The organism is Flavihumibacter cheonanensis, from assembly GCF_022352215.1.
Lineage (GTDB): Bacteria > Bacteroidota > Bacteroidia > Chitinophagales > Chitinophagaceae > Flavihumibacter > Flavihumibacter cheonanensis.
In genome coordinates, this window is record NZ_JAKRWF010000001.1 from 1,489,973 (window position 1) to 1,514,806 (window position 24,834).

The 24,834-nt window shown below is 43.6% G+C and carries 25 protein-coding genes and 1 tRNA gene; 10 read left to right on the top strand and 16 right to left on the bottom strand.

What is annotated here, in order from left to right; translation table 11 throughout:
- Window position 1 precedes the first annotated feature (1 nt).
- Window positions 2-1,828 (bottom strand): serine hydrolase domain-containing protein, encoded by a 1,827-nt coding sequence (locus tag MD536_RS06620; RefSeq protein ID WP_239596949.1) that lies wholly within the window; start codon window positions 1,826-1,828, stop codon window positions 2-4.
- A gap of 168 nt (window positions 1,829-1,996) precedes the next feature.
- On the opposite strand from MD536_RS06620, the gene MD536_RS06625 reads away from it, so the two are divergent.
- A complete protein-coding gene (locus tag MD536_RS06625) occupies window positions 1,997-4,504 on the top strand; it encodes a phosphocholine-specific phospholipase C (RefSeq protein WP_239596951.1) in 2,508 nt (835 codons plus the stop codon).
- Here the strand turns inward: MD536_RS06625 and ygiD are convergent, their stop codons facing one another.
- From ygiD to MD536_RS06650, 5 genes are all read right to left on the bottom strand, one after another.
- Entirely contained in the window at window positions 4,505-5,398 is an 894-nt protein-coding gene (gene ygiD, locus MD536_RS06630) for a 4,5-DOPA-extradiol-dioxygenase (RefSeq protein ID WP_239596953.1), read from the bottom strand.
- A 74-nt stretch (window positions 5,399-5,472) separates the two neighbouring features.
- A complete protein-coding gene (locus MD536_RS06635; protein ID WP_239596955.1) occupies window positions 5,473-6,534 on the bottom strand; it encodes a DUF6544 family protein in 1,062 nt (353 codons plus the stop codon).
- A gap of 28 nt (window positions 6,535-6,562) precedes the next feature.
- On the bottom strand, window positions 6,563-7,141 hold the full coding sequence (locus MD536_RS06640) for an NAD(P)H-dependent oxidoreductase (protein WP_239596957.1): 579 nt from the start codon (window positions 7,139-7,141) through the stop codon (window positions 6,563-6,565).
- Window positions 7,142-7,190: 49 nt separating this feature from the next.
- Window positions 7,191-7,736 carry a Crp/Fnr family transcriptional regulator gene (locus MD536_RS06645; RefSeq protein WP_239596959.1) on the bottom strand — a complete coding sequence of 182 codons (546 nt, stop codon included), beginning with the start codon at window positions 7,734-7,736 and terminating at the stop codon, window positions 7,191-7,193.
- 67 nt (window positions 7,737-7,803) lie between these two features.
- Complete coding sequence (locus MD536_RS06650) at window positions 7,804-8,649, bottom strand: alpha/beta hydrolase family protein (protein WP_239596963.1); 846 nt, start codon at window positions 8,647-8,649, stop codon at window positions 7,804-7,806.
- A 69-nt stretch (window positions 8,650-8,718) separates the two neighbouring features.
- Between MD536_RS06650 and MD536_RS06655 the strand changes: the two genes are divergently transcribed.
- Window positions 8,719-9,756 (top strand): alpha/beta hydrolase, encoded by a 1,038-nt coding sequence (locus tag MD536_RS06655; protein ID WP_239596964.1) that lies wholly within the window; start codon window positions 8,719-8,721, stop codon window positions 9,754-9,756.
- Window positions 9,757-9,761: 5 nt separating this feature from the next.
- Here the strand turns inward: MD536_RS06655 and MD536_RS06660 are convergent, their stop codons facing one another.
- From MD536_RS06660 to MD536_RS06675, 4 genes are all read right to left on the bottom strand, one after another.
- The gene (locus tag MD536_RS06660) at window positions 9,762-10,502 is read right to left on the bottom strand and encodes a LytR/AlgR family response regulator transcription factor (protein ID WP_239596966.1); all 741 of its coding nucleotides are present in this window, start codon (window positions 10,500-10,502) and stop codon (window positions 9,762-9,764) included.
- Window positions 10,474-11,586 carry a sensor histidine kinase gene (locus MD536_RS06665; protein WP_239596968.1) on the bottom strand — a complete coding sequence of 371 codons (1,113 nt, stop codon included), beginning with the start codon at window positions 11,584-11,586 and terminating at the stop codon, window positions 10,474-10,476. Before MD536_RS06665 ends, MD536_RS06660 begins: the two co-directional genes overlap by 29 nt.
- 103 nt (window positions 11,587-11,689) lie before the next feature.
- A complete protein-coding gene (locus MD536_RS06670; protein ID WP_239596970.1) occupies window positions 11,690-12,985 on the bottom strand; it encodes a hypothetical protein in 1,296 nt (431 codons plus the stop codon).
- Window position 12,986: 1 nt separating this feature from the next.
- The gene (locus MD536_RS06675; protein WP_239596972.1) at window positions 12,987-13,988 is read right to left on the bottom strand and encodes a carboxypeptidase-like regulatory domain-containing protein; all 1,002 of its coding nucleotides are present in this window, start codon (window positions 13,986-13,988) and stop codon (window positions 12,987-12,989) included.
- Between the two features lie 123 nt (window positions 13,989-14,111).
- On the opposite strand from MD536_RS06675, the gene MD536_RS06680 reads away from it, so the two are divergent.
- Together MD536_RS06680 and MD536_RS06685 are read left to right on the top strand one after the other, a co-directional pair.
- Window positions 14,112-14,813, top strand: coding sequence for a VIT1/CCC1 transporter family protein (locus MD536_RS06680; protein ID WP_239596974.1), 702 nt, complete (start codon window positions 14,112-14,114; stop codon window positions 14,811-14,813).
- Between the two features lie 48 nt (window positions 14,814-14,861).
- Entirely contained in the window at window positions 14,862-15,611 is a 750-nt protein-coding gene (locus MD536_RS06685; protein ID WP_239596976.1) for a DUF4595 domain-containing protein, read from the top strand.
- Window positions 15,612-15,664: 53 nt separating this feature from the next.
- Here the strand turns inward: MD536_RS06685 and MD536_RS06690 are convergent.
- From MD536_RS06690 to MD536_RS06715, 6 genes are all read right to left on the bottom strand, one after another.
- Window positions 15,665-15,746 (bottom strand) — tRNA-Leu (locus MD536_RS06690).
- A 128-nt stretch (window positions 15,747-15,874) separates the two neighbouring features.
- The gene (locus MD536_RS06695; protein ID WP_317208108.1) at window positions 15,875-16,789 is read right to left on the bottom strand and encodes a DMT family transporter; all 915 of its coding nucleotides are present in this window, start codon (window positions 16,787-16,789) and stop codon (window positions 15,875-15,877) included.
- Entirely contained in the window at window positions 16,790-17,602 is an 813-nt protein-coding gene (locus MD536_RS06700; RefSeq protein WP_239596980.1) for a 2,3,4,5-tetrahydropyridine-2,6-dicarboxylate N-succinyltransferase, read from the bottom strand. It lies immediately after the preceding gene.
- Between the two features lie 52 nt (window positions 17,603-17,654).
- Window positions 17,655-18,248 (bottom strand): porin family protein, encoded by a 594-nt coding sequence (locus tag MD536_RS06705; RefSeq protein ID WP_239596981.1) that lies wholly within the window; start codon window positions 18,246-18,248, stop codon window positions 17,655-17,657.
- A gap of 107 nt (window positions 18,249-18,355) precedes the next feature.
- Complete coding sequence (locus MD536_RS06710; protein WP_239596989.1) at window positions 18,356-19,603, bottom strand: metallophosphoesterase; 1,248 nt, start codon at window positions 19,601-19,603, stop codon at window positions 18,356-18,358.
- A 9-nt stretch (window positions 19,604-19,612) separates the two neighbouring features.
- Window positions 19,613-20,122 (bottom strand): NADPH-dependent FMN reductase, encoded by a 510-nt coding sequence (locus MD536_RS06715; RefSeq protein ID WP_239596990.1) that lies wholly within the window; start codon window positions 20,120-20,122, stop codon window positions 19,613-19,615.
- 110 nt (window positions 20,123-20,232) lie between these two features.
- Between MD536_RS06715 and MD536_RS06720 the strand changes: the two genes are divergently transcribed.
- From MD536_RS06720 to MD536_RS06745, 6 genes are all read left to right on the top strand, one after another.
- Window positions 20,233-20,913 (top strand): metal-dependent hydrolase, encoded by a 681-nt coding sequence (locus tag MD536_RS06720; protein ID WP_239596992.1) that lies wholly within the window; start codon window positions 20,233-20,235, stop codon window positions 20,911-20,913.
- 36 nt (window positions 20,914-20,949) lie between these two features.
- The gene (locus MD536_RS06725) at window positions 20,950-21,777 is read left to right on the top strand and encodes a ParA family protein (protein ID WP_239596994.1); all 828 of its coding nucleotides are present in this window, start codon (window positions 20,950-20,952) and stop codon (window positions 21,775-21,777) included.
- Window positions 21,778-21,844: 67 nt separating this feature from the next.
- Complete coding sequence (locus tag MD536_RS06730) at window positions 21,845-22,762, top strand: ParB/RepB/Spo0J family partition protein (RefSeq protein WP_239596995.1); 918 nt, start codon at window positions 21,845-21,847, stop codon at window positions 22,760-22,762.
- Window positions 22,763-22,765: 3 nt separating this feature from the next.
- Window positions 22,766-23,572, top strand: a complete 807-nt coding sequence (locus MD536_RS06735; protein ID WP_239596997.1) for a DUF5683 domain-containing protein — start codon at window positions 22,766-22,768, stop codon at window positions 23,570-23,572.
- A gap of 136 nt (window positions 23,573-23,708) precedes the next feature.
- Entirely contained in the window at window positions 23,709-24,425 is a 717-nt protein-coding gene (dapB, locus tag MD536_RS06740) for a 4-hydroxy-tetrahydrodipicolinate reductase (protein WP_239596999.1), read from the top strand.
- Window positions 24,422-24,832 carry an RrF2 family transcriptional regulator gene (locus tag MD536_RS06745; RefSeq protein WP_239597001.1) on the top strand — a complete coding sequence of 137 codons (411 nt, stop codon included), beginning with the start codon at window positions 24,422-24,424 and terminating at the stop codon, window positions 24,830-24,832. The genes dapB and MD536_RS06745 overlap by 4 nt, the downstream gene beginning before the upstream one ends.
- The last annotated feature ends 2 nt before the right edge of the window (window positions 24,833-24,834 follow it).

A 24,834-nucleotide genomic window follows, 5' to 3' on the forward strand; every position in this document is an offset into this window, starting at 1 on the left:
TTCAACTCCAGGTAGCGAAAGGAAGCATACCATTCATGCCCAGCAGTAAGCAGCACTGTGAAAGAAAAACAAGCACCCAAAAATCAACCTTTTTAAACGGATTACCAGGCTGCCTGCAATACCGGAAGATGGAGAGTGCACAGGAAACCGGCAACGCTACACTGGCTGCATATAGAAGCATAGTGACCATATTCTTGTCACCCACATAGATGATTCCTTTACTTGCAGCCAGTATTCCGCCAATAACAAGCAGCCATGCAGCATAATACGCATACGAATAGGCTTGCTGTTGAACTGTAGCCGGACTTTTAATTAACTGTATGGTTCCGAGTAAAAGCAGAAGCACTAAACTAATCACTCCCATACTTATACTGATCATTGGAAGAATGAGCTGTATTCCATTTAGTTTTTTTAATGTCTGCGTACCGGTGGTCAGAAATTTTTCCCCTGCCTCATTTTCATAAAACAAGTGTGAATAGCCAACTTTACCATCCGCAATAAAAAGGCGATTGTCATTGGTCAAAAGTTGTACTGATTTTTTCTGGAAAGGTTGAAGAGAAAGAGTACCGTTATCCATTGACACATTGGTAAAGGAACTGATTCGTTCCAAAAGCTGAAAGGGTTCAACTTTAGGGATGAGTGGAGCATAATAACCGACCCATTTTTTACTGGCTTTTCTGGGGTGGATAGATGCCATGGTTGGGAGGATCTCGGAATCCATGCTCAATCCTGCAATCAGCATTCTATTCAATCGTTCATAGTCTGCCGACTCACTATCCATATTACATGCGATAAAAAAACCTTTACCCCGGTTTGGAAAAACATACAACATAGCCTTATAGCCAATAATGTTTCCGGAATGTGCGATGCCAACTACACCGTGCCGGTCTCTTGAAACTGCACCCAAAGCATACCCATTTGGTAATCCATTTACTGCCGCGATGGTTTGTGTCTGTTTGCCAATCTGGTCTATCAGATCCTTTCGTATAAATTGCTCGCCATTAACAACCCCTCTGTTTAGCAGTAATTTCATAATGCATACCATGTCTTCACCGGTCGTGGTAAATTGGCCAGCCGGACGAAGAAAGATTGGCATCGCGGGTGCCATTTCGCCATTATCAAAATGTCCCATAGCCAGATCCGAAACTGCTTCAACACCTGTTTGTGAATAAAATTGAAAACTGCTCTGCTGCATGCCCAATGGTTTCAGCAGCACACTGTCTAAATAGCGCTCGTATCTTTCTTTGGCAATCGCTTCGATAACCATTCCAAGTAATGTATAACCCATATTAGAATAGGAGAATACACTACCTGGTTTGGAATAAATTTTTAACACCGCAGGATTACTTTGATAAAAAGATTCCAATGGCGTATCAGGATTAGATCCGGTACTAAAAAAATGCCAGAGCCTTAAATCACTTAACCCGGAAGTATGATCCAATAAATGGCGGATGGTTATGGGTTGCTCCTTTTCCCAGGGATTATCAAAAGGCAATCCAGGAAGATACTGATGCACCGGATCATCCAGCTTCAGTTTATTTTCAGTTGCCATCCGCAAAACACCCAGGGCTAGTATAGTTTTCGTAATAGAACCGACATGTACTTTTTCCTGTCCAGTCATTTTCTCCCCTGTGTGCATATTTTTAACTCCCATTCCCAATACCTGTACCGAATCGGCATTAAGAACAGAAATGACAGCTCCGCTTATTTTTTCGGCTGTAAGTATTTCCATCAGGCGATTTTCGATTGCCTTTGAAACAACCTGAGCGGAGGCTACGATGGGTTGAAAATGAAGAATCCAAACCAGTAGAATAATGATATATCTCACTATATAAATATATAATACCACAGTCTTTCAAGAAATTATCCTAAGGTAAGAACTCAAAGCTGAGGTTAATAAATTATTAGCCTTCTATTAATTTAGTATTACTAAACATATTTTTAGTATTTATTACTAGATTTAAGTAGTTTTTATCATCAACCCATCGCAACCAATATGGATAATCGTCGTGAATTCCTCCGTAAAGCTGCATTGCTTACAGGTACTGCAGGCATTGCAAACAGCCTTCCTGCTTCCATCCAGAAAGCCTTCGCCATTAATCCGGCTCCGGGATCAACCTACCTGGATGCAGAGCACATCGTTTTTCTGATGCAGGAAAACCGTTCTTTTGATCATTGTTATGGAACCCTTCAGGGTGTGAGAGGATTTAATGATCCCAGGGCGATCACGCTGCGCAATAAAAATAAAGTATGGGCTCAAACAGATGCCAGCGGAGATACCTACACGCCCTTCCGGCACGACCTGAAAGACAGCAAAATCACCTGGCTGGGCTCCCTTCCCCATGGATGGAACGATATGACAGAAGCCCGAAATGAAGGGCATCACGACAATTGGCTGGAAGCCAAAAAACCAGGCAGAAAGGAATGCCAGGGGATGCCCCTGACCATGGGCTATTTTGACCGCCGTGATATCCCGTTCTACTATGCATTGGCAGATGCATTTACGGTTTGCGATCAGCATTTCTGCTCTTCCCTGACAGGCACCACTCCCAACCGGCTGCATTTCTGGACTGGAACCATCCGCGAAAAACATGATCCGAATGTTATTGCCAATGTTTACAATTCAGATGTGGATTACGGCAAAGAAGCATCCTGGAAAACCTTTCCGGAATACCTGGAGGATAACGGTGTATCCTGGAAAATCTATCAGAATGAAGTGAGCCTTGAATCCGGTTTTGAGGGAGAGGAAGAAGACTGGCTCGCTAATTTTACCGACAATCCAATTGAGTGGTTCAAACAGTATCAGATTCGTTTCGCCCATGGACACCGACAATTTCTCCCGAAGGCGGTTCAGCTACTGCCTGGGAAAATAAAAGAAATGCAGGATAAGATCGCAGCAACTCCGGCAACTGATCCTGGCCTGCCTCGATTAAAAAGACAATTGGAAGGACTGGAAAAAGGTTATGCGTATGCACAAAATGCTGTCAAAGAATATACACAGGAAAATTACGACCGGCTGAGTCAGCGGGAAAAAAACCTGCACGAAAAAGCGTTTAGTGATAACCGTAAGGACCCTGATTACAGGAGCCTGGAAACTGTAACCTATGATGATAATGGCACTAGCAGATCCATGAAAATACCCAAGGGAGATATCCTGTATCAGTTCAGGGAAGATGTGAAAACGGGAAATCTTCCAACCGTTTCCTGGGTAGTAGCACCCTCTAACTTTTCTGATCACCCAGGTTCCCCCTGGTATGGTGCCTGGTACCTGAGTGAAGTAATGGATATTCTAACCCAGAATCCGGAAGTTTGGAAGAAAACCATTTTCATTTTAAACTATGATGAAAATGACGGGTACTATGATCACGTTCCTCCTTTTGTACCACCGAATCCCTATCAGCCCAATAGCGGTAAGGCATCTGAGGGCATTAACTGTGAAGAAGAATATGTTCACAAATCACAGGCCTGGATGAAAGATCCATCCAAAGCCAAACACCTGGAAGGGCCAATTGGTCTTGGCTTCAGGGTTCCATTGGTAATAGCTTCGCCCTGGTCAAGAGGCGGATGGGTGAATTCTGAAGTGTGTGATCTCACTTCTCCTATTCAATTCCTGGAACACTTCCTTTCACATAAAACTGGAAAGAAAATCTATTCAGAAGAGGTAACTGCATTCCGCCGGACCGTATGTGGCGACCTTACTTCGGTATTCCGTCCGTATAATGGGGAAACATTAAAAGCGCCGGAATCTGTGGACCGGATCAGCTACCTGGAAACTATTCATAAAGCTCAGTTTAAAGAAATGCCGAAAGGTTTTCATAAACTATCTGCTGCAGAACTGGCGGCACTGAATGCTGACCCAATGGCTAGTCCGCATGTACCGGTGCAGGAAAAAGGAACCCGACCAGCTACCCCCATCCCCTATCAGCTTTATGTAAATGGAAACTTGGGGAACGGACAATTAGTGCTAACATTTGAAAACAGGAAGGATCAATTTGGTAATAAAACAAGTGGCGCGCCTTTTATAGTTTATGATGCAACAACAGATGCGCCGCCCCGGAATTATGTAGTGAAAGCAGGTGATCAATTAAAAGATGAATGGAAATCTACATCTGGTGCTGTTCATCTAAGAGTACATGGACCAAATGGTTTTTACCGTGAATTCAAAAATGGCGCTTCGAATCCGGAGCTGGAAGTATTGCTCAGCTATGAAGAGCGCAAGGGCAGTAAACAGCTAAGCGGCAATGTGGTTGTGATGATCAAAAATTCAGCTTCACGGTCACAGGTAGTCGAAATTACAGATCCCAGTTATAAAGCCGCGCCGGTTACAAAAAGCATTCCAGCCGGAAAAGCTGCCAGCGTAGTAATTGATCTAAATAAAAATCAAAACTGGTACGACCTTATTGTGCGAATCAAAGGAAACAACAGCTTTGAACAGCGTTTTGCCGGACATGTCGAGAACGGGGAAATCAGCACAACCGATCCATTAATGGGAGGTATGGTTTGATCAGGATGGTAGGGAAGCAATTTTTACTGAAGTCATGGTTAGTGATCCGCCAACCAGTTGATCATTAAAAAAATCAATCGTATCGGAAGGCCCTTGTAAAGCCAGTGAATAGAGCAGTGGAAGATAATGTTCCGGTGTAGGAATGGCAAGTTGTGCTTCTTTTCCAAGAGCGCTGTAATTCATCAACGCTTTATGATCACCGGAACTTATCAGTGATTTAAACTGTTCATTGGCGGCAATTGCCCAGTCGTACCCAAATCCGGGATCGTCCAGGCGGTTCCAGGCCACCATTCGAAGATTATGTACCATATTTCCGCTACCTACAATCAGGACGCCTTTTTTTCGCAAGGCAACCAACTCTCTGGCCAGCTCATAATGAAACTGTCCGCCTTTGGTATAATCAATACTTAACTGTAGTACCGGAATATTGGCATCTGGATACATATGCCGGATAATTGTCCAGGTACCATGATCCAAGCCCCAGTCGTGGTCCAGTTCTACCTGGGTAGAAGTAATCAATTCCGCTGTTTCCTTAGCAAGTTGCGGGAAACCAGGTGCAGGGTATTGAACCGCAAATAACTCATCCGGAAACCCACCAAAATCATGAATGGTACTTGGAAAGTCCATAGCTGTAATTTTGGTCCCTCTGGTAAACCAGTGAGCAGAAACTACCAATACTGCTTTGGGCGTAGGAATTTCTGTTGCCATTTTGGTCCAGCGGCGACTGAATTCAGTATCCAGGATACCGTTCATGGGTGATCCATGTCCAATAAAAAGGACCGGCATTTGAAAATTCTGATCCGGAAGTGAGGAAGTGAAGTTTCGGAAAGCAGAAAATCCTGTTATAGTCATGATGCCAGATGTTACTGATTGAATGAATAATTTTCGGTTCATAGGAAACTTTGATACAAAATTACCTCTGAACTCAAGCTGCATCCAATGCTTATAATCAAGAAATAGAATTGATATTAATCAAGAGAACGGGTAACATTGTATTCCACTTCCACCAACTCCAGCTCGCCATATTCAAACCTGCCATCCGGACGATCATACCACAATCCGGCCTTTGTCCCCAATCTATAGCCATTCAGGTCCTTATAATCCGAAACTGGTGTTATCCATGGATAATTCTTGTAGGTTTTTCCATCTGTTTCAAATCTGTCGTTAGAAATAAAATTAACCAACTGCCCCTCTGACGTAAAATATAAATGTGCGCTAACAGTAAAGGGAGGATTGGTAAAACGTGCAATAACCACCGTATCATTAACATACTCCCATTGAATGCGTTTATCAATGAGGGCACCCGGGGCAATAAAACAAAAATCGTTTAAAACCGTAACCGTTTCTGCCTGTTTGAGTTGATCACCTTTTGCATTAATGATGGGAAACCAATTCAATAACTTTACATTGAAAATTGCGCCGGTAGAATCATAACTATGAATACCAGACACCGGCATTCCGGCTTTGGTTGCCGTAAACCGAAAAAAGCGCGATGGTTCATCTACGAAATTGTATTGAATGGTTTTCATTGGCATATAAGGATCACCCGGATTAGAACGCATGCCTCCTTTGAAAACGGCCCTGAAATTGAACACTTTTGGCATCCCAATTGAATTCGTATAGCTCAGGTATTTTTTTACAATTATCGGCAAATGATGCAAGTCTGCCTCTGTAATAAGCTGGGTACTACTTGTTGAATTGTTTTGTAGCCTTGATACTATCAGTGTGTCGAAATGTTTCAGCATCCGAAAAGCTCCGAATTCCACCAAAACTAAAATAAGTATCACCAGGTTTAGGATGGTACCATAGCGGGCCTCTTTCCAGTTTGATAAGATAAGCCATTGAGAAATCAATAATGCTATAGCACCCGGCAACCAGGCATAGTTGGTTTCACGAAAATAGAGATAAGCAAAAATCAGCAGTAAGATCCCGGTTAGCACCCAGAGCCAACCAAGTTGAGGCGACTTGCGTAAACCCAGGAAATGAATTCCGGCATGAAGCAGTATCAACACCAGGAATAAAATTTTCATACTGGAATTTACTACATTCCTTTAATAATTATCTTAATGCGCGCCCCAAACCAATCGCTTTAGCAATCCATTTTTTTCTCAACTCCGGGGACGATGTTTTAATGATTCCAATATAGGTAAGTTGTACAGGTTGAATTCCACAAAATTTCAGAATAGAATTTTTCAGCTGGTTTACACTGGGTCTTCCGAATACCAGCCAATAATACCAGCCTGGTTGATCAAGTGTAGTAATGATGTGGGCAGATTTTCCTTTCAACAACTTATCCCACCAAACAGAATTGGGGCGATACCGAAAAGCCAGTCCCGGTAAAAAAAGACGATCAATAAAGCCTTTGGTAATGGCAGGTAACCCTCCCCACCAAACAGGATGCACCCACACCAGGTGTTCTGCCCATTGGATCAGCTTCCAAGCTTCCAGCAAATCCGGCTCCAATTCCATTCGCTTTTGGTAGCCATAAGCCAGATTCGGATTGAAGTTTAATTCTCCAATATTAATTCTTTTGATTTCTGCTCCAGCTTGAGTAGCCCCTGCAACATATCCATCTGCCAGGGCATGATTGAAAGATTCTTTATTTGGATGCCCATTTATAACCAGGATTCGTTTCATCTTTTTCCCAAAACTAGACGCTCTCCGAATTATAAAAAAGGACAAATGTCTATAAAACCAACTCTTTTCGAATCCTGCTTAAATGGCGTTGTGTAATGCCAAGATAGGAAGCGAGGTATTGTAATGGAATCTTTTGAACATATTCCGGATGGTGTAGTAACAGATCCTCATACCGTTGTAAGGCAGTAGTTTTTTGCAACTGAAAAATGCGTTTTTCCAATTCAATATATTGAAGCTCTGCTATTTCTTTTAGAAACTTAACCCAGCTCAAACTATCGTTGGCCAGCTTCTCTAATTCCTGTTTGGAAAACACCAATAGTTCAACATCAGCAATTGCCTGCAAATTTTCTTCTGTTTTGTTTCCGGTAATAAAAGACGAATAGGCAGCAATCAGGTCATTCGGAAACCTGAAGCAATAAGTAATTTCTTCCCCTGAGTTAGTTGTATAATAGGAGCGTATAAGTCCCGATACTAAAAACCCAACCTCCGTACTAACCTGTCCCTCACTTATAAATAATTCTCCCTTTTTCAATTTTCGGGAGTGCACAAACGCAAGCAAAGACTGAATATCATCTTCTCTCAAATGACCAACCATTTCTAAATATTGCCGCAAAGGATTCATTAGATAAATATACTAAGCTTATAAACCGAAAATCCGTTCTTTAATTGGTTTCCTGCAACTCATTGAGTAAATTTTTCCAAATTGAAGCTGCAAATTGCTCACGGAAAATACCAAAATGTCCGATTGAGGAAACCTGCAAATCTTTTGGATCTAAATGAACCTTACGCACAACTGCATTGCTGTATTTTTCAATCAACCAATCTACAGAATCTGATGGAGCATAAAAATCATTTTCAATACTGATAGATAACATGCTCACTGAGATTTTATGAAAATGTTGTTGTTCGGCAGGAATATCATCAAAGAGATAATTCTTTTTTCTACCCCAATTACTCCATTGTCTGGCTACATTTTTAGGCAAATTTTCCATCCCGCTAATCTTTTTGCTTGGCATATAACCAAACAAATTAGTAAGAACAGGAAAAAGCAAATGCCAGTTCAACCACATTTTTATTCTATTTGTTCCCTTCCACCATTTCCAATAACCACTTTGTGCGGCCACTAATATCATTTTATGAATGGAAGTGGAAGATTTTGCAAGTCCGATAAGTTGCCCGCCAATACTATGCCCCAGCACACTAAGCTTAGCATCCTGAAAATTTTCTCTTGCAAATTGCAGAACAGCCTCCAGATCATTTCTTCCCCAGTCTGCTGCAGAGGTATTTACAGTTTGGATTGGTTGTTTCAAAGATTGTCCAATACCGGTATAATCAAACGTAATTACAGTAATACCATTAGCTGAAATGTATTCAGCAAATTTTCTATAAAACTGCTGCTTTACTCCGGTAGCAGAAGCGATGATGAGCAAGTGATTACTACTAGTTGAATTGTATAAAGTAGCAGCTAATTTGTAACCAAGACGAGTATATATCTCTATCTCAACCATAGATTCTTCTTTAAATCAATTATAATCATTAATTTAAAAAAAAGCTTCATTCATTTACTTAAAGTAATCATGAACTTATATTCAGGTAATAAAACTCATAACAGTAAAAAGCGCATTATCAAAATTGCCACCATTCTCTTGATTTTACTAGTAGCAGGTTTTCTCTCATTTAAATTAAGTCCCTGGCCATCTACCCTTTTGATTCGATATGCCTTTAATAAAGAGGCCGTTAAAGTGAATGCTGAATTGGAAAAGCATGTACCACCTGGCATCAAGGAAGTAAAAAATATTCCGTACGATTCTTCCAGCCAATCGGTTAAGTTGGATCTGTATTTTCCGGCTAACACCAAAGTGGATTCATCGCTGCTTCCCTTAGTTGTCTGGTTTCATGGAGGAGGATTAATTTCAGGTAATAAGGAACAGGTTGGAAATTATTGTAAAATATTGGCAGCAAAAGGCTTTGCTGTAGCATCGGTAGATTATACCATCGCTCCGGAAGCCAGGTATCCAATTCCCATCCGGCAGGCGAATGCAGCACTTGCCTACCTGAGCAGCAGGGCCGCTGACTATTCAATAAACAACACTAAAATCTTTCTTGCCGGAGACTCGGGAGGCTCCATGATTGCCGCCCAATTAGCCAACCTGATATCCGATCAAGGCTATGCAGATTCCCTGGCCATACAACCTTCCATTGATCGAACTGCGTTAGCAGGCATGCTTTTGTATTGCGGCATTTACGATATCAGTAACCTGAATCTTTCCGGAAGTTTTGGTCAGTTTCTTCGAACTGTGCTATGGGCCTATGGAGGCAGAAAAGATTTTGAAAATCATACTTCCCTGCATACCGCTTCTGTCTTCAATTACATTACCGGTGCCTTCCCTCCCAGTTTCATTTCTGCTGGCAATAATGACCCCTTGTTACCTCAATCAATCAGCCTGGCCAGAAAACTGGCATCCTTTCAGGTACTCGTTGATACGGTGTTTTATCCCGCCAATTTTCAACCAGCCCTGCCGCATGAATATCAATTCAACCTTGATATAACTCCGGGCCAACAGGTACTGGATCGATCCGTACTTTTTATGCAGCATGTAATAAAACAGAACTGAAAAATCTAGTACATCAGCTTCCTTATATTTTCTGCATATCCCCGACTCACCTTCAGGGATAAATCATTCTTCATAACCAGGTAGGTTTCACTCTTTGCCCGATAGAGTTCCCGGATGTGATGAATGTTCACAATAAAAGATCGATGGATCCTGAAAAAAATCGACGGATTCAATCTTTGTTGAAGCACGCCTATTCCAAAATTGCTCAGATAGAATCCTTCGCCTGTATAGACCCTGGTATAATCCTTTTCCGCTTCCAGGTACATTATTTCATCGATTGCGAGACTAATCATTTTCTGTCCCGCTTCCAGGAATATGCGTTCATAAAATGCAGGCGCAGCCTCCCCGGCACATTCAGCTAAAGCAGTAATGCGGGCCCGGCTGTAACCATTTTGAAGCATCGCTTTATCCACCGCCCGCCTGAAACGCTCGCGGGTATAGGGCTTTAGTAAATAATCAACCGCATTGGTATCAAATGCCTTCAATGCATATTGGTCGTATGCTGTAGTAAACACAATCTGGGGAATGTGAACCAGTTGTCGAATCACCTGGAAACCACTCAAACAGGGCATCTGAATATCCAGGAATACCAGATCCGGCTCCATCCGGTTGATGGCAGCCACTGCCTCCAGCCCGTCCCGGCACTCACCAATAACCTCCAGTTCCGGATAGGCTTTCAGGTATTGGCGGATAAGGACCCTTGCTGCATCTTCATCATCAATAATCAATACTGTTCCTGGATGCATAATATTGAATGGGAATTTTAAAAGAAAAAATCAAGCCGGATGGAATATGCCTGCTGATTTGAATTTTCTCGTTATACAATTTCTCCAGACGCAACATGGTATTGCGCAATCCGATTCCTCCTGATTTAGTCATCGTGCTGAGATCACCATCGTATCCTAACCCTGAATCACAGACATGAATTGCTACATAACCGTTGTCTTCCCTGCAGGTTATTTTGATCTTGCCTCCCGTTTTTGAGGGACCAATTCCATGTTTAATGGCATTTTCTACCAACGGCTGCAACAGCATAGGAGGAATCGCTGCATCCGTAATGGTTTCATCTGCCAGTATCTCCACACGAAGGCGGTGCGTGAATCGCTCCTTTTCCAAAGCCAGGTAGTTTTCAATAAATTCCAATTCCACCGCCAAGGGTACAAGATCTTCTGTAGTGGATCGTAAAGCATATCGAAAAGTATCCGCCAGCTTGGCAATTAAGATACGGGTCGCCTCCTGCTCTGGAAGAACGGTTGCACTAATGCTGTTGAGCGTATTAAATAGGAAATGAGGCTGAATCTGGGCCTTTAATGCACCAACCTCAGCCTGGTAGGCAAGTGATATCAGCTCCTTTTCCTTTTTTAATTGTTGTTGCGAACGACGCCAGAAAAAATAGGCATAGAACCCCGAGAACTGGATTACATAAAAAATATAAGGAAGTGCGATATCCATCCAGAGCATGGAACGACCTTTTTTCATCTCCATCCCTCCAGCTTCCAGCAGCTTGTAGGGAAGTATCCCGCCCAATACCAGATAGATGCTAACTGTTAAAAGATGTAACCAGATCGTAGCTGAAACAGAGCGATCTTTTAGCTTTCGGAAATAAAACCACCACAAAAAAGCAATGATCCCAATTCTCATGAGATAACTCACTATTAACTCTATACCAACAGCAGTAATAAAATGAGCTGTATCGGCTGTTTTTCCGGAAGCATTGTAGGTTAGAATGATGAAATAAAACAACAGGAATAGCGAACAGAATCCGCTCCAGACAAGTAGTTCACCCAATGATATTTGCCAGAACAACTTTTTGCTGAATCTACTTTGCATACATTTTGTTACAGATCTAATGTAGACAAAGCCTGCGGAGCTTCATTGTAATGTGAGATGAACGGTACAATCCACCCATTAATGGCGTCCGCAATTCCTGAAATTATCTAGCTTTCACCCTGAAAACTCCCCGGATCGGCAAGGAAAAATCATCGTCACAATCGCGGTTCCTGAATACTTTTCCATCAAATTCACCCTGGATATAAGTTACACCATCTTCTTCAATTACTTCAGCTGCCACAGCACCTGGTGATACCACATCGTCGCAAGCATGTGTAGAGATATATCCATCAGTTAAAGTAAGTACATATCCCATTACAGCAGTACCGTCAGTAATATCCTGGTTCCAGGGATACACTCTGCTTTTGAGTTCTTGCCCCACACCCATCATAAGAGATATACTTGGGGTACCGCTAGTGGTTTTGTGGGCGCCCACCACGCTCAAAATACCATCCTGATAGAAATAATAATGAGCAGGAAAATTAATTTCATCATTGCCGGCTTTGGCAATAAAATAAGTCTCCTGGTAAAATCGCACTCTCTTGTATATGTGTAATTGTTGAGAAAGCCGGATTCTTGGAAGTGTATCTTCCGGTATAACCCTGTTCAAATCGACTGAAATGGTCACATTGGCGGCACCATCAACCTGTGTTGGTGATTTGAATGTAGCACCTGATTGATCCTCTCTTACGGCAAGGCTTCCTTGTCCGGTCAACTTCCAGTTGGATAATTTATTTTTATCATTGAATGTTCTACTCTTACCAATAGCCCGTTCTTTGTGTTCGGGTGCCAACAGGTAAGTATCTGTTATTTCAATGCTTAGTTTTGATTCTGCGCCTGCTTTTACTGCATCCGGATCAGCAGTTAACCAAAACAATGAAAAGGGTGCCCAGTCCGAAAATCGGTTTGTCGTAACCGTTAGTTTCCGATTGGTAGCATCCAGGCTGGTTTCAGTCATAAATGACCATACCCCATCATTTTTCTGATAGGCAAGGAAAAGCGCATCTTCTGAAGTTCCGGCAATATCCTCTTCGGAATAGGTATAGATCAGTTCAACGGGTTTAAGTAACGATAGCCCTTCAGGCAACAATCGGTAAGCGGACAACCGGCCACCGGGCAGGGTATTTTCAATGGGTTGGATACTAATGACGGTACCGTTCACAATAGCGCCTGCTGGAAATTTCACCAGGAGTTTACCATCACCAGATTTTAATTCACCACCGGAAGCAGGGATGGTAGCGCTGACCGGATTGCCAACAGCAGTTCCACGGGGTCTTACTTCGGGATTGGGCTGGATGGCACCGGGACCTTCATTTTCCCGATTACAGGATGCATATGTAAATAGGAGTAAAAGGGCTGAATTGATCAGCAGGAAAAAGAGCCGGGATGTTGTTTTCATATCAGGGCATTTCAATTTTTACATCAATGGATCTCCAGTTGCCGGTATAGGCGGCAGTGCTGCTTGCCTGAGCACCATCCGGATTAAACCAAATGGTAGTGGACCCCACTGCCTGCTTGGGCGACAAACCAAAACTGGAGCTGGCATAGGGCCCAATCTCTTTGAGCCGAAGGTCTACACCACCAACAAGACGTGCAGAAATTTTATAGCGTCCAACAGGAATATTAACGATCGTAAAATTGAGATTCCCTGTTTTCTTTCTGATTACAATTGTTTTTCGTTCTGCAGCATGAAACAGCCATTCTTCGGGTTCAAGCCGGAGTTCAAATTCAGATCCTTCCAGCAGTGCACCGGCAGGGGCCCAGATATCACCAGGTTCTTTGGTATCATAACTGATGAATACGCTTCCACCAAAATAATTCCGTCCAAACCAGGGCTTTTCACTCACGGCATCTGATTTACCTCTGCCATAGGGAAGTAGCACGAAGTTTTTTACAACTCCTGCTTCAGAAGCAAAGGAATTCAGCGTTGAATCAGCAGGGAATAGACCCATGGCTGCTCTGCCTGTGCCGTAATCAATGGTATACGCAGCAGAGAAAAATTCTGCAGTACCGAAGGGTATGGTGAATTCATAATACCCTTTCTCATTGGTAACACCAGTACCACTTGAATAAACACCACCTACAACCGAAGAGCGAATACCAATATGCGCTCCGACAACTGGTCTGCCATAACTATCCTTTACATATCCGAGTGCTTTACCTGGTTTAACTGAAAGCGATTTGAATGCAGGCAAAGGTTTGCGCTGGTTGCCCATCACATTTATATGATCTGCATTTTCAGAAAGATTAAAATTGGCTGTTGTTTGCGGCAATGCGCTGAAGGCGAGTTCCTCAAGAATCCTATCAGCAGGATCGGAATCAGGACCTTCGTTTTCTTTTTCTGTGGTACAGGCATATAGGGTAATTACACCCAGAAGTACCAGGGGGATAAGGTGTTTCATGTAAGCAAATTGCAACTGGCAAAACTTCTCTCCATTTAAAATCCGACGAGTTGCAAATAGATTCGACAAGTAGCGCAGACATCCATAAATTCAGTACATTAAGGATTCAAATTCTCAAAGAAAATGATTACCATAGACAACTACCTGGATAGCCACTTTATTCATCGCAGTAACTGGCTCAGAGCTGCGGTACTAGGTGCAAACGATGGAATTATTTCTATTTCAAGTCTGGCTATTGGTGTTGCAACCGCCAGTACTGAACGGGATCCAATTTTGCTGGCAACCATTGCCGGACTTGTAGCTGGCGCACTATCGATGGCAGCAGGGGAATATGTTTCAGTAAGTTCACAAACCGATATTGAAAAATCAGATATTGAAAGGGAAAAACTGGAGTTGGAGCAAATGCCCGAAACCGAATTATCAATACTGGCCCAGATTTATGAAAAGCGCGGGTTAAAAAAAGAAACCGCCTTGCAAGTAGCGAAAGAGTTGACTGAAGCGGATGCGCTGGGGGCACATATCCGGGATGAGTTAGGCATCAATGAAATTAGCCAGGCGAAGCCCATCCAGGCAGCATTGGCATCTGGCGCAGCATTTACGGCCGGAGGTATCCTGCCGCTATTAGTAACAGTCTTTGCACCGGTCACTAACATGGAGTATTTCCTTTATGGATTTACGATGCTCTCATTGATTATCCTCGGAGCTGTTTCCGCCAAAACAGGAGGATCAAGCATCAGCAAAGCGATTATTCGAATTGTTATTTGGGGAACTATTGCAATGGTATTATCAGCTGCTGTTGGTTATATGTTTGGTGTGAAGTTGTGAAACAACATACCCACGTTAATTGCGTTTATTTGAATGAAATCTTATCCAATGCGTAAAAAGATATGTTGCCCTGTTATTCTATCAATTCTATTCATCCTCCAGGGTTGCCAGAAACAAACATCAATAAATAAAGAAGAAACCTGCTACCATACACAAGAAAATGTAATTTCAGACAGTTCCGTTTATGAACTTACCTATCACTATGATCAATTGAACCGATTGATTTTTGTTGACCGTCCTATGGGAAGAGATGATAGCATTTCTTACCAACCGGATAAAATAACTGTTTCCTATACTCCCGGCACAAACGAATGGTACGTGGTATACTACATCAACAATGAAGCATTGGCAGCTTCCTGCGAAATTTATCTGGATGGAACCCTCAATACCAAAAGATATTTCACTTATACACCAGATAAGTATCTCGCAACAATGAGAGATTCTTCCAAATCGGGAATTGCGGATTATTCACTCTCCTACACCAATGGGAATTTAACCGAATTTGAAATGCGGTTAGATACAAGTGTTGCCATCACCCGACTGGAATATTATCCCAACGAAGTGAAATTCTGGACCTATCTGCACAATTATTATTTTGTTGGAAACGCCGTTTATTATCCCTGGCTGGGCAAGCACAGCAAAAGTCTGCCCAAATCCATCCGTTTTGAAAAAGGCAATGGTTTCGATACCCGTTATACCTACGAGTTGGATGAAAAAGGTTATATCAAAAAACGCACACGCATACTGGAAAGTTTTAATGCCAGTTCGGATGCAATTATGGAATATGAGTGCAGGTAATGAAAAAAAACCCCTGAAAGCCAGTGCTATCAGGGGTTTCCCTTTTTATTCCGTGCCCAGGACTGGATTCGAACCAGCACACCTCGCGGCGCCGCCACCTGAAGACGGTGCGTCTACCAATTTCGCCACCTGGGCATCCGTTTGATGATTAACGGGGTGCAAATATAGGAAATCAGGGATTCCTTCCAAAAAATCAGTTCCGGTTTCAAAACTTTTTTTCACCCGTCCGGTGCCACCCGTCCGGTGGCACCGGACGGGTGAAGCTAGTTGGACTTCCAGCCAATCATCGTTACACCCAGCACAACCAGGACAGTTCCCAGTATCTGGGGCGCATGCACCGGTTCGCCAAGAAAAAAATATGCCTGGGCAATGGTGGAAACCGGGCCAATGGAGGAAATGATCGCAGCATTGTTACTGCCAATCCGTTTCATACCGGCAGTCAGAAAAAAAGAAGGTAAAACCGTGGCAAAAATCGCCAACAATAATCCGAATTGAACCTTTTCTCCCGTCCAGTCAAATCCACCAATTCCCTTTTCAAGCAGGTAATGTACAAAGATGCCACCTGATGCAGCTAACATGGCATAGGCATTAAATCGCGTTGCACCTACTTTGGGTATCATACGTCCACTTCCAGCCAGATAACCGGCATAGGTAATTGCACATATAAAAATCATCAGGGAGCCCAAAAAGAAACCATCCTTTCCATAGTCAATCTGCAATTCACCATAATAAGCAATGCCAATTCCAATGTAGGTAATTAGTAATGCCCAGCCCTGCCGCTTGCTTAGCTTCTGACGAAATAAAAAATAATTGATAAATGCCGTAAAACTGGGATATAAAAACAAGATCAGGCGCTCCAACGCAGCTGAAATAAATTGCAGCCCGATAAAATCAAACCAACTGCTGGCATAATAACCCAGCAATCCGCATACAATCACCCAAAGCCAATCGCGACGCGATACGGCCGTTCCTCCCTCCTGCCGGCTGTTCCACCAGGCCACCGCAACAAAAAAGGGCACCGAAAACAACATACGCAACATCAGCAAGCTGATCGCATCAATCTGTACTTCGCGATACGCCAGCTTCACCATTACTGCCTTGGTCGAAAACAAAACTGCACCGGCAAAGGTTAAAACAAACCCCCACCAGTGCAGTTGCTTATGTGTTCCCGTTCCCACTTACACGCTCACGTTGAAATCACGCAGCGCATCGTTCAGGCTGGTTTTTAAATCGGTACTAGGTTTGCGCTGTCCGATAATCAATGCACAGCTCACCTGGTATTCTCCTGCTGCAAATTTCTTGGTATAAGAACCCGGAATCACAACACTGCGGGCAGGTACCCTTCCTTTGTATTCGACAGGCTCCGGACCACTTACATCGATGATCTTGGTACTCTGTGTCAATACTACATTGGCGCCCAGTACAGCTTCTTTCTCTACAATTACACCTTCCACTACAATACAACGGGACCCTATAAAACACCCATCTTCAATAATTACCGGCGCAGCCTGAAGTGGCTCAAGTACTCCTCCAATTCCTACACCACCACTCAGGTGTACACCTTTTCCAATTTGCGCACAACTACCTACCGTTGCCCAGGTATCCACCATCGTGCCTTCATCTACATAGGCTCCGATATTTACATAACTTGGCATCATCACAACATTGCGTCCCAGAAAGGCACCATAACGGGCTATGGCATGCGGTACGGCACGAACTCCCAGTGATGCATAGTTTTTCTTCAGCAACATCTTATCGTAAAACTCGAAGGGACCAAGTTCGTAGGTCTGCATCTGCTGAATGCCGAAGTACATAAGGATGGCCTGTTTCACCCACTCATTTACTACCCATCCGTTTTCACCCGGACTCGCCACTCGAAGACGGCCTTTATCCACTTCTTCGATCACAGCGCGAACCGCATCTGCATAATCTGCTTCTTTGAGCAGGTCCCGGTTGCCCCAGGCTTCCTGTATCATTGCTTGTAAAGACATCGGTAAAGAAAATTTTTGCAAACATAGCGTAAATGAACGTTGCACGACCAGCTTACAAGATTCTTATCCCGACTCCCACCTGGAATCCTTTATTCTTCCAGGCCTCATTTACATCACCGGAGTTGATGTCATTAATATTGGTAAAGTATCTGCCGGTAATATGAAAGCCGCCAAAATTCAGCTGGGCTCCACCTACCAGGGATACCACTCCGGCATTAAAAGCATCACGGCCGTTCTGCAACAGATTTTTATCCTGGTTGAGCAACACGCCGAATTGAGGTCCCGCGTGCAGGGAGAACCAATCCAGCAACCGATAGTTCAGCGTAATTGGAATAGCCAGGTAATTCAATTTCACTTCCTGCCGGTTGGAACCATTTGCCGGAAAATTAATGATGTCTTCAAAATCATCGGCAGTACGTGTTCTGTATTCGGTCCACATTACTTCCGGCTGAATGAACCATTTTTTTCCTAATCCCACTTCCGCAAATCCGCCAAGCTGATAGCCATAATTGAATTCATCCGTCATGGCTTTTCCATCCACCTTGGTTAGATTAGCACCACCTTTAATTCCGAAATGGAGTCCCTGCGCCTGTGTTAGGGATACGGCCAGCAAGGCCAGTACGAGCAAACTGAGTTTGGATTTCATAACGTTGGTTTTGTGGAAAATTAGCGCCAATTATATGCCAACGGCTATGCATGCCTGTTAAATAAAATGCAAACAAAACAGGATTAAACCTTTCACATTTGACTTGGTCAAACGAGCTCCAAAATCGTGATCTCCGGTAAAATACCTACCCTACCCGGATAACCAATGAAGCCGAAGCCCCGGTTTACATAGAGTTTTTGTCGCTCGGTTTCATAGAGTCCGGCCCATTGCTTGTAAACATATTGCACCGGGCTCCATTTGAAACCGGGTAATTCCACCCCGAATTGCATCCCGTGTGTATGGCCGCTAAGAGTCAAATCAATATCAGGATAGGTTTCCAGCACTTCCGCATCCCAATGGCTGGGATCGTGACTCATCAGTATTTTAAAAGGATATTGTTCTGCTCCTTTATAAGCGTTGGAAAGATTTCCGTATTTCGGAAAATTGGCCTTCGCTCCCCAGTTTTCAATTCCCAGCAAGGCTATTTTTTCGCCTTCCCGCTCCAGTACTACATGTTCATTCATCAATAACCGCCAGCCCATATCTGCATGCAGCTGGATAAGATCAGCAAGATTCTGCTCTTTAGCGGCTCTTGATTCCCATTGATAATAATCGCCATAATCATGGTTTCCCAATACGGAATACACCCCAAGCGGGGCCTTCAGTTGTGAAAAGATCTCTTTATAGGGCTCCATTTCTACTGCACGATCATTCACCAAATCACCAGTGAATAAAATGATATCAGGATTCAATTGCTGAATGCGATCCACTCCTTTCTGCACTGCAATGGGATCCGTAAAACTTCCGCTATGGATATCGCTGATCTGTAAAATCCGTAAGCCTTTGAATGCGGATGGCAGGTTACCATATGACAAACGGTGACGCTTAACCGAATAATTGTATTTATTCGTGAAGCCATACATAAATGTTCCAAAAAGCGTAGATCCGGCAGCCAATCCCAGCCAGCTGAGAAAAGCAGAGCGACTGATCCCCTCCTCTTTTTCTTCAGATGCAGCCCTTGCTTTGGGTATAACCTTACTCGCTGTGAATTGTACACCTCTGCGGACATCATCTACCAGGAAAAATACACTCGCTATTAACTTTGAGAAAAAGAGTCCGACAATGGTTGCAAATACATAAGAACGTACCGCCTTCGGCCAGTTATCCGCCCCGAGTTGTGGCATAAAAACAAATACAACAGCCACTCCGATGGATACCACCCAGTATCCTATCAGCAAGGCCTGCCGGGATCGTACTGACCAGCCCTGCGTAACATGGCGTATAACCTGGAATATGTAAAAATCAAGGAGCAGCAGGAATACCAGGATCACCCATATCATGCCGGAACTTCTCATATAATCAGTTTAAAAAGCAATGAATTCATCGAGTTGCTGGTGGATGGCTTTCAGGGTAGGCTCATCCTTGATACTGCCATCCAGGTTCAGCAACACATTCACTACTGAAATTGGTAATTTATTGTGGTGCACCATCATTTTTAGGTAGTGCAGAATTCCTGTCAGGTGTTCCATACCCCTTAGGTTGCCGGCCCTTCCGGTTGATACTCCAACCAGCAAGGCTTTTTTCCCCCACCAGCAGGACTGGATATCACTGCTGTCAAACAGCGATTTCAACACACCGGGAATACTTCCATTATATTCAGGTGAGATGAATATGAATTTGTTGGTCGGGTTCAGGAGGCTTGTTTCCAGGTCGCGGATCTGTGCGTTACGGGTACTGACATCCAAATTTTCCAGGCTCAGTAAATTGGCCTCAATACCTTTCTGAGCCAGGAGGTCTTTGTATTGCTGGGCAATTTTCAGCGTATTACTTCCGGTACGGTTGGTTCCTGATACAATGGTGTAGTTCGAATTCATGGTATGCTGCAAAAATCTGCCATTGATAACAAGCACCGCGGTGGTTTGTTCCGGTTATTTTAAGCCGAAACGTTATTTTTGCTGTCCCTGGTCAAAAAAAAGTGCAGATTATGCAATATACATATTATGGTCATTCCTGTTTTTCGGTAGTGATCAACGGCAAACATTTATTATTTGATCCATTTATCACTTATAATGAATTGGCTAAGGATATCAATATAAATACTATCAAGGCTGATTTTATACTGGTTTCTCACGGTCATTCCGACCATATTGCTGATTGTATAGCGATTGCCAAACGTACCGGTGCCAAAGTGATCACTAACTATGAGATTCACGAATGGCTGAACAAAAATGGGGTCGCCAATACGCACCCCATGAACACAGGAGGTTCCTGGGATTTTGGCGATTTCAGGGTGAAATGTACCGTTGCCCAGCACTCCAGCGGACTGCCGGATGGTTCTTATGGCGGTAATCCAATGGGGTTCATCGTATACTCTGATGCCGGTAATTTTTATTATGCCGGTGATACAGCCTTAACCCTTGATATGCAATTAATTCCGCGATGGGCAAAACTTAATTTTGCGGTCTTGCCAATTGGCGACAATTTTACCATGAACGCTACCGATGCCCTGGCCTGCGCTGAAATGATCCAGTGCCAGCAGGTTATTGGAGTGCATTACGATACTTTCGGATTTATCAAAATCGATCACCAGGCTGCCCAGGATATATTTTCCCGAGGCGGCAAAAAGTTGCACCTGGTTGCCATTGGTGAAAGTATTACGATTTAATCCCTTACCCGAAAACGAAGAACGAGGAACTGAATTATGGCAAGAATCATAGGCGTAGCGAATCAAAAAGGTGGTGTAGGCAAAACCACCACTGCCATTAACCTGGCAGCGAGTTTTGCCGTACTGGAATTTCGTACCCTGTTGGTGGATGCTGATCCCCAGGCGAACAGTACTACCGGAACCGGGTTCGATCTGCACAATATCACTCAGAGCCTGTACGACTGTATGGTAAATGGTACGCCGATCCGGGACGTAATCCTCAAATCGGATATTCCTCACCTCGATGTGGTACCATCACATATCGACCTGGTAGGTGCAGAGATCGAAATGATCAATTACCCGAACCGGGAGAATGTGTTAAAAGGTATCCTGGCGCCGGTTTTGGATGACTATGATTTTATTGTAATTGACTGTTCCCCTTCGTTGGGACTTATTACAGTAAATGCATTAACTGCCGCCGATTCGGTGATCGTGCCCGTCCAAACTGAGTTTTTTGCCCTGGAAGGATTGGGCAAATTGCTGAATACCATCAAAATTGTACAGAACCGGCTCAATCCGGAACTGGAAATTGAAGGGATCCTGATGACCATGTACGATGGTCGTCTGCGTTTATGCAACCAGGTAGTAAGTGAAGTTCGGCGCCATTTTGATGAACTGGTATTTAATACCATCGTACACCGGAATACCCGGATCAGTGAAGCACCTTCCGTAGGAAAACCGGTTATCCTCTATGACGCTTACAGTAAAGGATCCGTAAACTATCTGAATCTCGCAAAAGAAATCCTCCAGAAAAACAATATGACACGTATCAGCCAGGAAGATCGTGTGATGGAAGAAGAAACCGAAGAGGAAGGAGAAGAATAGCATTTTTCACGTTTCACATCTCACGTTTCACGTTTCACTTTTCACTTTTCACTTTTCACTTCTTATCATGACCAACCCAAATAAAAAAGACGCGCTCGGAAAAGGAATTCGTTCCTTATTGCAGAATATTGATGCCGATTTAAAAAACACTTCGGGGCAATTGAAACCCCAGGTGGTGGAACAGGCAACTTCCATGTCGCGTATCCCGATTACCCAGATCGAAACCAACCCCAAGCAACCGCGACGTGATTTTGACGAACAGGCACTGAATGAACTGGCTGCCTCCATCAAAATACATGATATTATTCAGCCAATCACAGTTTCCAAACTTCCTTCGGGGAAATACCGGCTGATATCCGGAGAGCGACGTTTTCGCGCATCCAAAATTGCTGGATTAAAAGATTTACCTGCTTATATACGCCAGGCTGATGACCAACAGTTACTTGAGCTGGCATTGCTGGAAAACCTGCAGCGGGAAGACCTGAATGCCATTGAAGTGAGCCTGAGTTACAAGCGCATGATGGATGAGCTGAACTACACGCAGGAACAGGTGGCTGAACGCATGGGTAAGGAAAGAAGTACGGTGGCGAATTATATTCGTCTGCTGCGACTCCCACCCGATATCCAGGTAGCTGTTCGGAACGGCGATATCAGTATGGGACATGCACGCGCATTGATTAATGTGGATCATGTAGATAAGCAACTCTATATATTTAACGAAATCAAGAACAAGGGATTATCTGTTCGCCAGACAGAAGAACTGGTCCGGAAAATGTATAAAGAGGAGAGTCCCGCTGTTAAAACTGCTCCAAAAACCAGCCTTCCGCCTGTATACAAGAAAATAGAGGATAATTTAGCATCCCATTTCAGCACAAAAGTGAAGCTGAACCATAACAAAAAAGGTCATGGCAGCATTACCCTGGAATATTATTCAATCCAGGAACTGAACAAGCTGCTGGAAGCAATGGGTGTAACGGTGAATTAATTCATGAGCAGACTCCGACTGGCATTATTGCTGATGTTTTTTTCCGGATTCTTCTGGAGCAGGGAAGCCATTGCCTATACAGCCCCCCTGCCTTTTTTTGATTGGCGCATGTGCTTTACTGTTAGCGATGCTTCTCTTCCAACCCGCGATACCATACCTGCTAAATCTGATTCGCTGGCTCGTTCTGCCGATAGCCTTATGCAGGCTCCTAAAAACCTCCTGGCGGTTGTTGACAGCTCAGGGAAAGTAGCAGCTTCAGGAAAAGACACGGCGAAAGCTGCCAAAAAAGTGAAAGCGCCACATGATCCCCGGAAAGCCACCATTCGTTCTGCAATTATTCCCGGATGGGGACAGGTGTATAACAGGAAATACTGGAAAGTACCTATTGTATATGCAGCACTGGGAATTACCGGGTATGTGTTTTTTGACAATATCAAAACCTACCGGGAAGTTCGGTATGCTTACCAGGTAACTGTAACAAAGGATACAGCCAACTACGATAAAGTAGCTCCCTACCTGAGAGTTTTTGTTGAAAACAATGCAGCCTCCTCTCTCGATAACTACCGCCGGGAATTTCGACGTAACATTGATTATTCAGTATTGGTTTTTCTTCTTTTCTGGGGTCTCAATGTGGTGGATGCAACCGTAGATGCACACCTGAAAGAGTTTGATGTGAGTCCGGAATTGAGCATGAAACTCAAGCCCCTCCTGCCCAACAATACCTACCAGTTAGGCGTAGGTAATACTGCAGGATTATCGCTGGTGTTTGATATTCACAAAGCGAAGCCTGGCAGACTTTGGGTGAAATAAAAGTGAAATGTGAGACGTGAGAAGGGAGGCGGGAATATGCTATCTTCCATTGCCCCTCTTCCATTCCTCCTTATCTTTACGTTAAAAGTTGCCAACTGCGCAGCCAATCATAACTTCTAACTTTCAATCTTTTACTTTGCAAATCGCACTCATAGGATACGGGAAAATGGGCCAGGCCATTGAAAAAATCGCACTTGAAAGAGGCCATACAATCGGACTTAAAATTGACGTGGACAATAGGCATGAACTCAACGCAGAAAAGTTGACAGGAATTGATGTGGCCATCGAATTTACCAGTCCGCATAGTGCATTTGACAATATCATGGATCTTTTGAAATTCAACGTTCCTGTTGTATGTGGTTCTACCGGTTGGCTTGATAAGAAAGAAGCGGTTGATGAATACTGTTTGCAACAGCAGGGAGCATTTCTGTATGCCAGCAACTTTTCTGTGGGAGTAAATATCTTTTTTGAACTCAATAAAAAACTGGCGGAACTGATGGCCCATCAGACAGAATACCGCGCTTCCATGGAGGAAATCCACCATACTCAGAAAAAAGACGCTCCTTCTGGCACAGCTGTGACCCTGGCGGAACAAATCCTGCACTCCATTCCCTTATACAAAAACTGGGTCAATCATGCTTCAGGAAAAGTGGATGAATTATCCATCATCAGTGAACGTATCGATCCGGCACCCGGTACCCATAAGGTAAAATATGCTTCTGCCATTGACGATATTGAAATCATTCATACAGCGCATAGCAGAACAGGTTTTGCAACCGGTGCAGTGATGGCTGCAGAATTCCTCCACGGGAAAAAAGGCATTTATGGTATGAAGGATGTACTCGGCTTATGATTTCAAAGAAAACCCAATATGGCTTGAAAGCGCTGAGTTATATGGCACAGCGGGAAAACCAGGGCCCCATTCTTATCGCTGATATTTCCGTGGATCAGAAAATTCCTATTAAATTTCTGGAAGCCATCCTGCTGGACCTGAAAAAAGCAGGACTCCTTGATAGTAAAAAAGGAAAAGGCGGTGGCTATTATTTTGCCCTGCCTCCCGGCAAGATAAAAGTAGCTACTGTTATCCGTTTGCTCGACGGTCCTATTGCCATGTTACCCTGTGCCAGTCTCAACTTTTATAAGAGATGCGAGGACTGCGATGAACTTACCTGCGGATTGAATCATCTCATGAAAGAAGTGCGTGATGCAAGCCTTGCCATACTGGAAAACAGAACGGTGGCCGATCTCGCATTCCTCTAAGT

What these genes read in the sequence shown, in the direction of transcription:
- MD536_RS06625 (WP_239596951.1), top strand. Translation starts at nt 1,997, where the DNA reads ATGGATAATCGTCGTGAATTCCTCCGTAAAGCTGCATTGCTTACAGGT.
- ygiD (WP_239596953.1), bottom strand. Translation starts at nt 5,398, where the DNA reads ATGAACCGAAAATTATTCATTCAATCAGTAACATCTGGCATCATGACT.
- MD536_RS06635 (WP_239596955.1), bottom strand. Translation starts at nt 6,534, where the DNA reads ATGAAAATTTTATTCCTGGTGTTGATACTGCTTCATGCCGGAATTCAT.
- MD536_RS06640 (WP_239596957.1), bottom strand. Translation starts at nt 7,141, where the DNA reads ATGAAACGAATCCTGGTTATAAATGGGCATCCAAATAAAGAATCTTTC.
- MD536_RS06645 (WP_239596959.1), bottom strand. Translation starts at nt 7,736, where the DNA reads ATGGTTGGTCATTTGAGAGAAGATGATATTCAGTCTTTGCTTGCGTTT.
- MD536_RS06650 (WP_239596963.1), bottom strand. Translation starts at nt 8,649, where the DNA reads ATGGTTGAGATAGAGATATATACTCGTCTTGGTTACAAATTAGCTGCT.
- MD536_RS06655 (WP_239596964.1), top strand. Translation starts at nt 8,719, where the DNA reads ATGAACTTATATTCAGGTAATAAAACTCATAACAGTAAAAAGCGCATT.
- MD536_RS06660 (WP_239596966.1), bottom strand. Translation starts at nt 10,502, where the DNA reads ATGCATCCAGGAACAGTATTGATTATTGATGATGAAGATGCAGCAAGG.
- MD536_RS06665 (WP_239596968.1), bottom strand. Translation starts at nt 11,586, where the DNA reads ATGCAAAGTAGATTCAGCAAAAAGTTGTTCTGGCAAATATCATTGGGT.
- MD536_RS06670 (WP_239596970.1), bottom strand. Translation starts at nt 12,985, where the DNA reads ATGAAAACAACATCCCGGCTCTTTTTCCTGCTGATCAATTCAGCCCTT.
- MD536_RS06675 (WP_239596972.1), bottom strand. Translation starts at nt 13,988, where the DNA reads ATGAAACACCTTATCCCCCTGGTACTTCTGGGTGTAATTACCCTATAT.
- MD536_RS06680 (WP_239596974.1), top strand. Translation starts at nt 14,112, where the DNA reads ATGATTACCATAGACAACTACCTGGATAGCCACTTTATTCATCGCAGT.
- MD536_RS06685 (WP_239596976.1), top strand. Translation starts at nt 14,862, where the DNA reads ATGCGTAAAAAGATATGTTGCCCTGTTATTCTATCAATTCTATTCATC.
- MD536_RS06700 (WP_239596980.1), bottom strand. Translation starts at nt 17,602, where the DNA reads ATGTCTTTACAAGCAATGATACAGGAAGCCTGGGGCAACCGGGACCTG.
- MD536_RS06705 (WP_239596981.1), bottom strand. Translation starts at nt 18,248, where the DNA reads ATGAAATCCAAACTCAGTTTGCTCGTACTGGCCTTGCTGGCCGTATCC.
- MD536_RS06710 (WP_239596989.1), bottom strand. Translation starts at nt 19,603, where the DNA reads ATGAGAAGTTCCGGCATGATATGGGTGATCCTGGTATTCCTGCTGCTC.
- MD536_RS06715 (WP_239596990.1), bottom strand. Translation starts at nt 20,122, where the DNA reads ATGAATTCGAACTACACCATTGTATCAGGAACCAACCGTACCGGAAGT.
- MD536_RS06720 (WP_239596992.1), top strand. Translation starts at nt 20,233, where the DNA reads ATGCAATATACATATTATGGTCATTCCTGTTTTTCGGTAGTGATCAAC.
- MD536_RS06725 (WP_239596994.1), top strand. Translation starts at nt 20,950, where the DNA reads ATGGCAAGAATCATAGGCGTAGCGAATCAAAAAGGTGGTGTAGGCAAA.
- MD536_RS06730 (WP_239596995.1), top strand. Translation starts at nt 21,845, where the DNA reads ATGACCAACCCAAATAAAAAAGACGCGCTCGGAAAAGGAATTCGTTCC.
- MD536_RS06735 (WP_239596997.1), top strand. Translation starts at nt 22,766, where the DNA reads ATGAGCAGACTCCGACTGGCATTATTGCTGATGTTTTTTTCCGGATTC.
- MD536_RS06745 (WP_239597001.1), top strand. Translation starts at nt 24,422, where the DNA reads ATGATTTCAAAGAAAACCCAATATGGCTTGAAAGCGCTGAGTTATATG.